Annotated in this window: 9 protein-coding genes and 1 tRNA gene; 4 read left to right on the top strand and 6 right to left on the bottom strand. The window is 71.2% G+C overall.

Annotation, left to right across the window (positions count from 1 at the left end):
* Positions 1 to 90: 90 nt before the first annotated feature.
* The 3 genes from ACS5RC_RS06500 to ACS5RC_RS06490 form a co-directional block, all read right to left on the bottom strand.
* Complete coding sequence (locus ACS5RC_RS06500; protein WP_478343007.1) at positions 91 to 1,371, bottom strand: DUF2254 domain-containing protein; 1,281 nt, start codon at positions 1,369 to 1,371, stop codon at positions 91 to 93.
* A 458-nt stretch (positions 1,372 to 1,829) separates the two neighbouring features.
* Positions 1,830 to 1,904, bottom strand: a tRNA-Thr gene (locus ACS5RC_RS06495).
* Positions 1,905 to 2,179: 275 nt separating this feature from the next.
* Positions 2,180 to 2,695: a hypothetical protein gene (locus ACS5RC_RS06490; RefSeq protein WP_478343006.1), complete on the bottom strand. Its 516-nt coding sequence runs from the start codon at positions 2,693 to 2,695 to the stop codon at positions 2,180 to 2,182.
* A gap of 313 nt (positions 2,696 to 3,008) precedes the next feature.
* On the opposite strand from ACS5RC_RS06490, the gene ACS5RC_RS06485 reads away from it, so the two are divergent.
* Positions 3,009 to 4,034, top strand: a complete 1,026-nt coding sequence (locus ACS5RC_RS06485; protein ID WP_478343005.1) for a cobalamin B12-binding domain-containing protein — start codon at positions 3,009 to 3,011, stop codon at positions 4,032 to 4,034.
* 54 nt (positions 4,035 to 4,088) lie between these two features.
* Here ACS5RC_RS06485 and ACS5RC_RS06480 read toward each other — a convergent pair whose 3' ends face one another.
* On the bottom strand, positions 4,089 to 4,487 hold the full coding sequence (locus tag ACS5RC_RS06480) for a BLUF domain-containing protein (protein ID WP_478343004.1): 399 nt from the start codon (positions 4,485 to 4,487) through the stop codon (positions 4,089 to 4,091).
* 207 nt (positions 4,488 to 4,694) lie between these two features.
* Positions 4,695 to 5,060 carry a c-type cytochrome gene (locus ACS5RC_RS06475; protein ID WP_478343427.1) on the bottom strand — a complete coding sequence of 122 codons (366 nt, stop codon included), beginning with the start codon at positions 5,058 to 5,060 and terminating at the stop codon, positions 4,695 to 4,697.
* 670 nt (positions 5,061 to 5,730) lie between these two features.
* On the opposite strand from ACS5RC_RS06475, the gene lexA reads away from it, so the two are divergent.
* Entirely contained in the window at positions 5,731 to 6,468 is a 738-nt protein-coding gene (lexA, locus tag ACS5RC_RS06470) for a transcriptional repressor LexA (protein WP_478343003.1), read from the top strand.
* Here lexA and ACS5RC_RS06465 read toward each other — a convergent pair.
* A complete protein-coding gene (locus ACS5RC_RS06465) occupies positions 6,462 to 8,729 on the bottom strand; it encodes a ComEC/Rec2 family competence protein (protein ID WP_478343002.1) in 2,268 nt (755 codons plus the stop codon). The two genes, lexA and ACS5RC_RS06465, sit on opposite strands and share 7 nt — an antisense overlap.
* Positions 8,730 to 8,930: 201 nt before the next feature.
* Between ACS5RC_RS06465 and gltX the strand changes: the two genes are divergently transcribed.
* Both gltX and gltA read left to right on the top strand, forming a co-directional pair.
* The gene (gltX, locus tag ACS5RC_RS06460; protein ID WP_478343001.1) at positions 8,931 to 10,355 is read left to right on the top strand and encodes a glutamate--tRNA ligase; all 1,425 of its coding nucleotides are present in this window, start codon (positions 8,931 to 8,933) and stop codon (positions 10,353 to 10,355) included.
* A gap of 338 nt (positions 10,356 to 10,693) precedes the next feature.
* Positions 10,694 to 11,983: a citrate synthase gene (gene gltA / locus ACS5RC_RS06455; protein ID WP_478343000.1), complete on the top strand. Its 1,290-nt coding sequence runs from the start codon at positions 10,694 to 10,696 to the stop codon at positions 11,981 to 11,983.
* Positions 11,984 to 12,002: the final 19 nt, after the last annotated feature.

Genomic DNA, 12,002 nt, shown 5'->3' with positions numbered 1-12,002 from the left:
CCGCTGCGGATGCCCGGTCCCGCAGCGCACCGCGATCGGGGCCGACCCCTTGCGTGACGGGGTTGCCCGCCTCCGGTCGCGGACGGCCCTCTAGGCGCAGGCCGAGGCCTGGAAGCGGCGATGGCGCTCCTCCAGGTCGGCGCGGTCGTCCGGATCCGCCACGTCCCGGCATGCCGCCGCGATGACGAGGCCGGCGTGGCGGGCGAGCTCAGCCCGGCGGTCGGCGCGGCGCTCGATCTCGGCGACCCGCGTCAGCACGTCCAGCATCCGGCCGAGCACGTGCACGGAGCCCGCGGCGTTCTGCCGGATCATGTGGAACATCGCGTCGCAGAGCCCGCCGTAATCCGTGACCGGATGCACGAGGACGACGCGCCCGTCCCGCGCCACGGCGCCCGTCGGCAGGTGGCGCGGGGCGATCCTGGCGAGCGCGTCCCCCATGTGATCGACCACGCTGCCGGCCGTGAACGGATCGTTGATCCCGGGCGAGAGGGCCCGCACGGCGATCTCGCTGAGCTGGCGCACCGCGTATTCGAGATCCTGCAGCGCGGCCGGGCGGCGCCCGAAGGTCAGGGCGGCGTCGAGGATCTCGGGCAGGTCCGCCACCGCGCGCGAGGCCTGGGCGACGGGGTAGCCGGCGGGTACGTAGGCGCCCGGGCGCACGCGCAGCGCCACGACCACGCCCTTCGCCGCCGCCCAATCGGCCAGGGCGGCGGGGTCGAGGGCCTGGAGGTAGCCGCTGCCCGTGCCCGCGACCGCGCCGCCCCGCGGCGGATCAGCCGGCGGCGCGAGATCGGCCGCGTCCAGCGTCCGGGCGGCGACCGCCGCGCAGAGATCGCGGTGTACCGCGTCGACCACGGTCTCGACGTTGATGCTGGCGGCGATGTGGTGGACGAACCAGACCAGGGTGCCGAGGCAGATCAGCGCCAGCCCGATCGCCCCGGTGATGGCGAGGTGCGGCACGAAGGACTGCTCCGCGACGGTGCGCACGGTGCGCAGCACCGCCAGGGCGTAGGCGAAGGTGCCGAGGAAGATCCCGAGCACGACCTGGTTGCGCGCGTCGCGGGTGAAGTTGCGCAGCAGGCGCGGCCCCATCTGACCCGATGCCAGGGACAGCGCCGCGATCGTGATCGAGAAGGTCGTGCCGGCGACCCCGATGGTCGAGGACGCAATGGCGCTGAGGAGCGCGCGTGCGCCCTCGGCGCCGCCGGAATAGCCCCAGTGCGCGGCCGACGCATCCGGGCCGAGGTCCCGGGCGGCCTCGAACCCGATCCCGATCTGTCCCAGTAGCAGGCACGCGCACACGATCAGGGCCGGCCGCAGCCAGAACTGATCGCCCAGGATCTCGAGCCACGCGGCGATCCGCGACCTCATACCCGGGCTCCGACGACAGGCGCCGCGCCCGGCCGCGGAGCCCGAATCCGCTCCGGCGACACGTGCTCCGGCCGTGCCGCGGCCAGGGTCGATGGCTCCACGATCGTCTCCTCGACGCAGTGTCGGGCCGGGACGGGGGGAAGCCCGCGCGCGACGGGTCGGCTGCCGACCGCGGGGTCGGCTGCCGACCGAGGGGCACAACGTGCCGCGCCGAGGAATGTTCTCCGGGCCCGCGAGCCACTGCCACAGCCGCGCTCGACGCGGCGTCAGGCCAGTCGAGGACGCACGTGCGGTCGGACGGATTGGCGAGGGCGGATCACGATGGATCTACTTGTCGGAAATGCCCGTGCGCGCAGAGGGACGAGGCGTTCCGAGAAGCATCCGGAGCCGCGCCGTGCGCCGATAGGCTGCCGATGTCTCGAACAGATCCGCCGTTTACTGAAAACCTGCGCTGTTCGTGGTGCCGGTGGAGAGGATCGAACTCCCGACCTTCGGTTTACAAAACCGCTGCACTACCGCTGTGCTACACCGGCAGACGCATCGAACCCGTTGTCAACTCTGGCGGTTTCGGGGCGTCGGAGGCGCGTTTGACTACGTTTGGAGGCGCTTCGTCAAGGCACAAGGTCTCCCGCACGGTCCGGTCCCGGCCCTTTCGCACGGATCCGTCGGGCGCACCGGGAGACCCGCCCTGACCAGGGCAGGGATCTAGGCAGGGCGTATACGGCGCAGAGGGCCGGATCTCCTGGCAACCCGGCCCGGAGGGTGCCTCCCGGCGCGCCTGCGGGTTCGGCGGTCCGCGGCGTACGACCTACCGCCAGTCGTACGGATTGACCGGGGCCAGGATGTCTCTCAGGGCCTTCTCGGCGGGCCTGCGCTGCAAGGCCAGCTCGTGATCGATGGCCCGGACGAAGGCGTCTCGCCCGGCCTGCAGATCACGGCCGAGGCCGTCCAGCGGCTCCGCGAGCGCGACGTGCGTCGGATCGACGGCGACGATGTAGTCGATCCCGCAGGTGGGCTGGGCCGGGATGCCGGGATTGCGCAGCCAGTAGCAGAGGTGGACGCGCATGAAGGGCTCGCCCGCGCGCCTCTCGGCCCAGATGCGATCGACCCGGAAGCTCTCCGGCCGGAGCCGCTGCGCATAGGCGAGGGTCTGCTCCACGGTGACGAAGCCGTTCGTGACGTGAGCGCGGACCAAGCGCGTGGCCTCGGAGGCGGACGGCCGAACGGGATCGACGGATGCGCGAGCGCGCCCGGATGCCACGGCGTCAGGGCCGCTGGCGATGGCGCCGAGCATGGCGATGAGGACGAGGGCGGAACCGGCCAAGCGCATCCGCGGCACTGTATGGACCGGAGCGCGGCTGTCGAGGCCGGCGGACCCTTCGCCACGGGGTTTCGGAGGGCGACGCCGCCGTCTCACCCGGGCCGCCTCCTCATGCCGAGCGCCTTGCCGGAGCAACGGGCTGCATCGGCCGCTTCATGTCACCTCGCGATCAGGCCGTCTCGGCAGGGGACGTGGGCCGCGTCGCCGCGCGATCGGGACCCTCTCCGGGGGCGGAGTCCCCAGTATCCGCGCCGATTCGGCCGGCCCCTGGATCGCGCGGCCCGCGTTCCGAGGCCCGCCGCAGGCCGAGCGGGCCTTGCAGCCGCGCGCGTCGCGCGCCCGCGCGGGGGCGGGTTTTGACATCGGCGCCGGCTGCGGCTCTGATGCCCCGCAACGAGCGGCAGATCATCAAGGTCGCCGACACACCGACGCGGGGGCGGAGACGATGCAGGATCTAGCTTCGCTCGATGCGCGCGGGTCCGACCCGGCAATCCACGATGCCGAGCGCTTGGCGAAGGCCCGTCAGGCCTACGCGCGCAAGCGGGCGGCGGAAGAGGCGCGTGCGCGCTGCCTGGCGTTGGGCAGCGTCGTTCAAGCCGAGATCATCCCGCGGCTGGTGCTCCGGCACCGCGGCCTCGTGCCCGATCAACCCAAAGCCCTGGCCAAGCTCGAACCCGCACAGGTCGCCGGGTTCACGGACTTGGTGCTCGGCCCGGACGTCGCGCCCGCGGTCGATGCCTTCGCCGCGCTCGTCGAGAAGGGCTACGCCGTCGAGCACCTGTTCCTCGATCTCCTGGCGCCGGCGGCGGCCCTGCTCGGCCGGATGTGGGATGAGGATCTGTGCGATTTCCTCGAGGTGACGACCGGCGTGGCCCGCCTTCAGCTCCTCCTGTCGCGGTTTCGCGCAGACGGGCGTGCCACCGCGACCCTCGGTATCCGGCAAGTGCTCCTGATGAGTGCACCCGGGGAGGAGCATACGTTCGGCGTGCGGATCATCGAGCAGTTCATGCGCCGGGCGGGCTGGGCGGTGGCGAACGGCCTGGCGTCCCAGCCGGAGGAGATCGCCCGGCTGGTCGCCTCCGAATGGTTCGCCGTCGTGGGCCTGACGCTCAGCCACGAGGGCCGGCTCGAGCAACTCGCCACGGCCATCCGATCCGTCCGGAAGGCGTCCCGCAATCCCTTCATCGGCGTCATGGTCGGCGGTCCGGTCTTCCTGGCCCATCCGGATCTGGTCGAGCGGGTCGGAGCGGATGCATCGGCGGTCGATGCGCCGACTGCCGTGCTTCTCGCGCAACGATTGTTCGATGTCGGGCAGATCGCTTCGCAGAGTCGGGCCGTATAGGCCGCGTCGTCTCAGCCTCTCAGCCGAGGCGGCGAAGCCGTCCCTGCGCTGTGCTCAAGCCGGCATTGCCGCGAGACGCTCGAAGATCGTGAGCACCTGCTTCGGCGTCGCCCCTGCGAGCGCGCCGTCCGCGACCTCGGCCTGGGTCCACATCAACGACCGCGCGGGATCATCGCGCATCGCCCAGCCGGGAAACAGGCGTTCGCGCACCGGTTCGTAGGACAGCCGCTTGACTTCCAGGTGCCGATCGTCGCGCTCGATCCGGCCGTAGGTGGCCATCAGCGCCTCTTCGGAGCCCTCCAGCATCTGCAGATAGATATCCGCTCGGCAGATGAGGGCGCCCGTGATGCCGTCCCGGGTATTGCATCGGCGCGACTGCGAGAGGATGCCGTTGAGGATGGATTGATCGAATCCGAACGGGCGCGACGCGTAGATGAGCTGAAACACGATCATCGCAGCACCATCCCCCGATGCGATCGTCGCCCATGCTAGGACACGGATCGGTGCGAGGCTACCCTTGCAGCCGCCCTCCGGCTGCAGATGGGGAGGGCGGCCGAACCGGGCCGGCATGACCCGGGCTCTCGGCTCGCACCACCGCCGGAACCGGCCCCGGCGGCTTTCGTCGTGCCGCGCCCAGCTTGCGGCGCCGCGGCCCTATCGTCAGCTCTGCGTCTTGAGATAGGCGATCAGGTCGGTGATCTTCTTGTCGTCCGGATAGCCCTGGAAGACCATCTTGGTGCCCGGCACCTTGGCTTTCGGGTTCTTGAGCCACTCGTGCAGGTTCGCCTCGTCCCAGGTGAGGCCGGAATTCTTCAGAGCGGCGGAGTAGGTGTAGCCCTCGTAGGTGCCGGCCTTGCGCCCGACGACGCCCTTCAGGTCGGGGCCGACGCCGTTCTTCTGGAAATTGTGGCACGCCTTGCACGGCGCGAACGCCTTCTCACCGGCCGCCGGGTCGCCCGCATCCTGCGCGTGGGCAGCGAGGGGAAAGAGCAGAGCCAGACCAAATCCGACGATCGATGCGCGCATCATGTGTCCTCCAAGTGTTGTTTTGTCCCTGACAAGTACGGCGCAGCCTGCAAAGGACCAGCGGCCCAGCTGTCGCGGGGCGCCGTCGGCGCAGGGATTTCGCGGAGGCGTTGGATCAGCCGGCGGCAGAATCACTCGTCGCGTTGCCGCGGTCGCAGCGCGGCGGGCCGGCCTTCGTGCGTCCTGAGGTCTGCGATCACACGAATGTGTGACCCATCTCACAGAGCGCGGGTGGCCCGCATCCGGAGAAGGTCGAGAACGGCGATCCCCAGCGGAGGCAGGATGAGAAGTAGAGCGAAGATCAAGGCCACGATTCGTCTCCTATCGCGTGAGCAAGAACAATGCGCCGCGCAGCGGTCCTGTTCGACGGCTCTGGAGCGCCAGCGGATTTGCCGCAGCGCGAGCCGTCCGAGCCCGGACCGGCGCAAAGCACAGCGCTGAACATCCTTGGTGGCGGGCCGGCCCAGGCGGCGATCCTCGACCGGGAGACCGAACTCGTCGCAGGGATCCGACGCACTCGGAGCAGCACCGCGCCCTAACCGCGCGCAGGCGCGATCGCTCGGCCAGGCTTGCGGAACACTTGCGGAACGTTTAACGTGTTCGTGGTTTGTTTCCGAGGCCGTGGTTCGCGGTCGTCCTACCCGCTTGGTCCGAATGCGAGTGCCGCCCGATGCTGACGCGTAAACAGCTGGATCTCTTGCGCTTCATTCAGCAGCGGATGCGCGAGAGTGGCGTCCCGCCGTCCTTCGACGAGATGAAGGATGCGCTCGATCTCAAGTCGAAATCCGGCATCCATCGCCTGATCACCGCCCTGGAGGAGCGCGGCTTCCTGCGCCGCCTGCCGAACCGGGCGCGGGCCATCGAGGTGATCCGCATCCCCGAGAGCCTCGGCGAGATCGCGACCGCCGCTGCCGCCCAGGCCACCCCGCCCGAGGCGCGGCGCTTCACCCCGAGCGTCGTGGAGGGCGGCAAGGGCAAGACCCCGCCGCGCCCGGCCACGACTCATGCGACCGACGAGAGCGGTCGCGCGATCTCGATCCCCGTCATGGGCCGGATCGCGGCCGGCACCCCGATCGCCGCGATCCAGAACCAGAGCTCGGCCATCACCCTGTCGCCGGACTTCCTGGCGGGCGGCGAGCACTACGCCCTGGAGGTCCGCGGCGACTCGATGGTCGAGGCCGGCATCCTCGACGGAGACCTCGTGGTCATCCGCAAGCAGGACACGGCCAATACGGGCGACATCATCGTGGCGCTGATCGACGACGAGGAGGCGACGCTGAAGCGTCTGCGCAAGCGCGGCTCCTCGATCGCCCTGGAGGCGGCCAACCCTGCCTACGAGACGCGCGTGCTCGGGCCCGACCGGGTGCGGATCCAGGGCCGCCTCGTCAGCCTCGTCCGGCGCTACTGAAGCGATTCGTTCGCGGGCGCCTCGCTCTCGCCGGGTTCCTCGGCCGGTCCGCCCGGCTCGTCGGGGGGCGATCCCCGGATCGGCGGCTTCGGCGGTGCCGGATCCGGTGCGACCGCCGGATCAGACCTGCGAGCGGCGCGCGCCCGTGCGACGGCGAACCCGTCCGGGGTCGGGCGCAGCCCGACGGCGCCGTGCCGCGCGAGGTAGCGGCGGTCGATCACCAGGGACGCTTCGCAGCCGACGGGGGCCGCGAGGCTCGAGATCACGAGGGCGGCCCGGGCGCAATCCTCCGCGAAGGCGCGTCGGTCCTTGACCAGCGCCACGGCGCGCCCGTTCGCGAGCCGCGCCACGCAGCCGACCGGGTCGCAGCGGCCGGCACTGGCGAGTTCCGCGGGTCTGCGCCCGTCGCCGTCCGCCTTCAGCCATTGCTCCAGCACGAATCCGGACGGTTTCCCGAGGATCGCGAGCCGGCCATCCGTCCCGCGCAGCACCGCGCCGGAGCCCTGGCGATCGACGTAGAGGTCGTAGCGCTCCGGCACGGCGGCCAGCCCGAGCCCCGCGAGGCCCGGCGCGAGCGCGAGCCAGCGCAGGCGCGATGCCGGCAGGGTGGAGAGGACCAGCGCCCCGGCGAGCAGCCCCAGGGCGGCGGAACCGAAGGCCGGCACCACCAGGATCGCGCCGCCGAACCCGGCGATCCAGCCCGAGATCGCCAGCATGCCGCGCACCGCCTGCCCCATCAGCCACCAGACCGGCAGGTCGAGGCCGAACGGATAGGCGAGGATGCCGATCACCGCCGAGGGCATCACCGCGAGCGAGACCAGCGGCAGCGTCAGCGCGTTCCCGACGATCCCGAAGGGCTGGACGGTCTGGAAGTGGAACGTCGCGAAGGGCGCCGTCGCGACCTGCGCCACCAGCGTCGTGGCGAGGGTGCCGACGATCCCCGAAAGGGCTCCGGCGACGATCCGCCCGAGCCGGCCGGCGCCCTCGCGCCGGAACAGGCGCCCGTCGAACAGCCGGGCGCAGGCGATCAGGCCCGCGACCGCGCCGAACGACATCTGGAAGCTCGGTCCGAGCAGCCCCTCGGGCTCGCGGGCCAGGGCCACGAGGGCCGCGAGCGCGAGGTTGCGAATCGACAGGGCCGGGCGATCGACCAGGATGGCCCCCAGCATGATCAGGGTCATCACCAGCGAGCGCTCGGCCGCGATGTCCCAGCCCGAGAAGGCGCAATAGGCGCTGACGCCCACCATCGCGACCGCGGCGGCGATCTTCTTGATCGGCCAGAGCAGGGCGAGGTGCGGCACGAGGGCCAGCGCCGCGCGCACCAGCCAGAACACGACGCCGGCCGCCAGCACCATGTGGAGCCCGGAGATCGAGACCACGTGGTAGATCCCGGCGGCGCGCAGCACGTCGTTGGTGCCCGGCGCGATCAGCCCGCGTTTGCCAGTGACGAGCGCCGCCGCGACGGCGCCCGCCTGCCCCCCGTTCGCGTCCGCGATCCGGCGCGTCAGCGCGTTGCGGGCCGCATCGATCCCGGCGGCGGTGCGCAGGGCGAGGCCGGGCGGCTCGGCGGGCGGCACGATCTCGATCGGGCCGATGAGCGAGCCGACCGCGCCGATCCCCCGGAAATAGGCGTCTCGGGCGAAGTCGTAGCCGCCCGGCCGCGCCGCTTCCGGCGGCGGCAGCAGACGCGCTTTCGCCCGCAGGGTGTCGCCGGGCCTGAGCGGCGGCGCCTTGCGGAAGGAGACGCGCACCCGGCGCGGCCGGGCCTCCGGCGCGAGCGTGCCGAGGCTCGACACCACGACGACGAGGCGCGCCCCCTCCTCGCGCTCGTCGAGGGATTCGATGATGCCGGACAGCGGCGCGATCAGGGGACGGCTCAGCACGGGCGCCGCGACGCGCTGCATCCGCCAGGCTGCGGCGGCGAAGCCGAGGAAGCCGGCGGCGAGCGCCAGTGCGAGGGCTAGGGCCGCCGGCCGGGCGCCCAGGAGCGGCGTCAGCCCGAGGCAGAGCCCGGCGCATAGCAGCGGCGCGGCGAGGACGGGCGCCCCGTCGGCCAGCCCGAAGAACACCAGGATGCCCGCCCCGAACGCGACCGCCAGCCAGGGGAACAGGCGCCGCTGCTCGGCCTCGACCGCGAGGCCGGCCGCTGTCCAGCCCCGGAGCGCGGGCACGAGGCGGCCCAGCGCCGGACGGGCGGGGCCGAAGAGCGCCAGGGCGCCGCCCGCGCCGCCTCCCGCGCTGCCTGTCCCGATTCGCCGCATCCCTGCGCCGCCCTGCGGCGTGACCATTCGCGCCGTGCAACGAATTCTTAACGCATCGGCGGGGCCATGCTACAGCCGCCCGCTCGGACGGCCGGATCCGCCCCTTCCGCCCGCGCTCCCGCGTCCGTCGCCCGTATCCCCTGCTCGTGCCCGCATGCCATGCGGTCCGAGCGTCCGCATCGCACCTGCCATCCGAGACCGATGTCGTCACCCGTCGTCACGCGCTTCGCGCCCTCGCCCACGGGCTACCTCCACATCGGAGGCGCCCGCACCGCGCTGTTCAACTGGCTCTACGCGCGCCACACCGGCGGCCGGATGCTGCTGCGCATCGAGGACACGGATCGGGAACGCTCCACCCAGGGGGCGATCGACGCGATCCTCGACGGGATGCGCTGGCTCGGCCTCGACTGGGACGGGGACGTGATCTTCCAGTTCGCCCGGGCGGAGCGCCACCGCGAGGTGGCCGAGAGCCTGCTGGCGGCGGGCCACGCCTATCGCTGCTACGCGACGCCCGAGGAACTCACGGCCATGCGCGAGCAGGCCCGCGCCGAGGGCCGTCCCGCCCGCTACGACGGCCGCTGGCGCGACCGCGACCCGTCCGACGCGCCGGCGGGGGCCAGTTCCGTCATCCGCCTGCGCGCGCCGACGGAGGGCGAGACGGTGGTGGAGGATGCGGTGCAGGGCCGCGTCACCTGGGCCAACCGCGACCTCGACGACCTCGTCCTGCTGCGCTCGGACGGCACGCCGACCTACATGCTCGCGGTGGTGGTGGACGACCACGACATGGGCGTCACCCAGGTCATCCGCGGCGACGACCATCTCACCAACGCGGCCCGCCAGAGCCAGATCTTCGCGGCCCTCGGCTGGGCGGTGCCGCTGATGGCCCATATCCCGCTGATCCACGGGGCGGACGGCGCCAAGCTGTCGAAGCGCCACGGGGCGCTCGGCGTCGACGCCTATCGCGATCTCGGCTACCTGCCGGCGGCCTTGCGCAACTACCTCGTGCGGCTGGGCTGGAGCCACGGCGACCAGGAGGTGTTCTCCACGGACGAGATGATCGCGGCCTTCGACCTGAAGGCGATCGGCCGCTCGCCGGCCCGCTTCGACTTCGCCAAGCTGGAGAACCTCAACGGCCTCTACATCCGGGGGGCGGACGATGCCGCCCTCGTGGACGGGATCGAGGCCGTGCTGCCGAACGTCGGTTCCGCCCGGGGCCTCGCAGCCCCGCTCCCGAATCCCCTGCGCGAGCAGTTCATCCGGGCGATGCCGGGCCTGAAGGAGCGCGCCAAGACCCTGATCGAGCTCCTCGACAGCGCCTACTACCTCTACGCCGCCCGCCCCCTCGCCCTCGACGAGAAGGCGAAGGCCCTCCTCACGCCGGAGGCGCGCGCCCGCCTCGGCGCCGTGCTGCCCGACCTCGAGGCGCTGACGGCGTGGACTGCTGCGGAGACCGAGGCCGCCCTGCGCCGATTCGCCGAGGCCGGCGGGCTCAAGCTCGGACAGGTCGCCCAGCCCCTGCGGGCCGCGCTCACCGGACGCACCACCTCGCCGCCGCTCTTCGACGTGATGGCGGTGCTCGGGCGGGAGGAGAGCCTGGCGCGGCTGCGGGACCAGGCCGGCAGCTAGCGCGCCTCCCGCCGGCGGGGATGCCGATTCGGCGCGGGAGGGCCCGTCACGACGGAGGTCGGGAGCCGTGCCCCGTCGCGCCGCGATCGGGACCGGCCCCAGGCGCGCGGCCGATTCGATTGCGGCGCACAAGGCCGACGGAAACCTGACAGCACGGCCCGGATTTCGCTACGGCCGGAAGGGCGGAGCGATCCGCCCCGTTGAAGGCGCAGGGACGATCCGCTAACCCGGTGGCCTGTGAGCACCTGCAGCAAAACTGCCGTGCTCAGGGTCCTGGGCCGCCGGATGACGCGACCTTGGGCCGGCACCGCCCCGTTGCGAGGAAAGGTCCACGTCCTATGAGCGCATCCAGCACGATCACCGTGGACGGCAAGCAGGTCGAGCTTCCGATCAAGAAAGGCACGATCGGGCCGGACGTCGTCGATATCGGCAAGCTCTACGCCAAGACCGGCACGTTCACCTTCGATCCCGGCTTCACCTCGACGGCCTCCTGCGAATCGAAGATCACTTACATCGACGGCGACGAGGGTGTCCTGCTCTATCGCGGCTACCCGATCGAGCAGCTCGCGGAGCAGGGCGACTTCCTTGAGACCTGCTACCTGATGCTGTTCGGCGAACTGCCGACCCCGGCCCAGAAGGCCGACTTCGATTACCGGGTCACGCGCCACACCATGGTGCACGACCAGATGAACCGCTTCTTCACCGGGTTCCGCCGCGACGCGCACCCGATGGCCGTGATGGTGGCCTGCGTCGGCGCGCTCTCGGCCTTCTATCACGACTCGACCGACATCTCGGACGAGAGCCAGCGCATGATCGCCTCCATGCGCATGATCGCCAAGATGCCGACGCTCGCGGCAATGGCCTACAAATACTCGATCGGTCAGCCCTTCGTGTATCCGAAGAACGAGCTCGACTACACATCGAACTTCCTGCGGATGTGCTTTGCCGTTCCGTGCGAGGAGTATCAGGTCAACCCGATCTTCTCCCGAGCGCTCGATCGGATCTTCATCCTGCACGCCGACCATGAGCAGAACGCCTCGACTTCGACGGTGCGCCTCGCGGGCTCGTCGGGAGCCAATCCCTTCGCCTGCATCGCGGCCGGCATCGCCTGCCTGTGGGGGCCGGCGCATGGCGGCGCCAACGAGGCGGCGCTGAAGATGCTGATGGAGATCGGCACCCCGGACCGGGTCGATGCCTACGTGGCCAAGGCCAAGGACAAGAACGATCCCTTCCGCCTGATGGGATTCGGCCATCGGGTTTACAAGAACTACGATCCGCGCGCGCGCATCATGCAGCACACCACCCACGAGGTGCTGAAGGAGCTCGGCAAGCAGAACGATCCGCTGCTGGAGGTCGCCGTCAAGCTCGAGGAGATCGCGCTCAAGGACGAGTACTTCATCGAGAAGAAACTCTATCCGAACATCGATTTCTACTCGGGCATCACCCTCAAGGCGATGGGCTTCCCGACCGACATGTTCACGGTGCTGTTCGCGCTGGCCCGCACCGTCGGCTGGATCGCCCAGTGGGCCGAGATGATCGAGGACCCGTCCCAGAAGATCGGTCGCCCGCGCCAGCTCTACATCGGTCCGGATCGTCGCGAGTACGTGCCGATCACCCAACGCGGCTGAGACCCCGCGCGGCGCGGCG

The sequence above is a fragment of the Methylobacterium sp. HJ2 genome (assembly GCF_056431005.1).
This window is presented reverse-complemented; position numbering and strand designations above follow the sequence as displayed.

Coding starts and splice junctions, on each gene's coding strand:
- ACS5RC_RS06500 (WP_478343007.1), bottom strand. CDS start 1,371: ATGAGGTCGCGGATCGCCGCGTGGCTCGAGATCCTGGGCGATCAGTTC.
- ACS5RC_RS06480 (WP_478343004.1), bottom strand. CDS start 4,487: ATGATCGTGTTTCAGCTCATCTACGCGTCGCGCCCGTTCGGATTCGAT.
- ACS5RC_RS06475 (WP_478343427.1), bottom strand. CDS start 5,060: ATGCGCGCATCGATCGTCGGATTTGGTCTGGCTCTGCTCTTTCCCCTC.
- lexA (WP_478343003.1), top strand. CDS start 5,731: ATGCTGACGCGTAAACAGCTGGATCTCTTGCGCTTCATTCAGCAGCGG.
- ACS5RC_RS06465 (WP_478343002.1), bottom strand. CDS start 8,729: ATGCGGCGAATCGGGACAGGCAGCGCGGGAGGCGGCGCGGGCGGCGCC.
- gltX (WP_478343001.1), top strand. CDS start 8,931: ATGTCGTCACCCGTCGTCACGCGCTTCGCGCCCTCGCCCACGGGCTAC.
- gltA (WP_478343000.1), top strand. CDS start 10,694: ATGAGCGCATCCAGCACGATCACCGTGGACGGCAAGCAGGTCGAGCTT.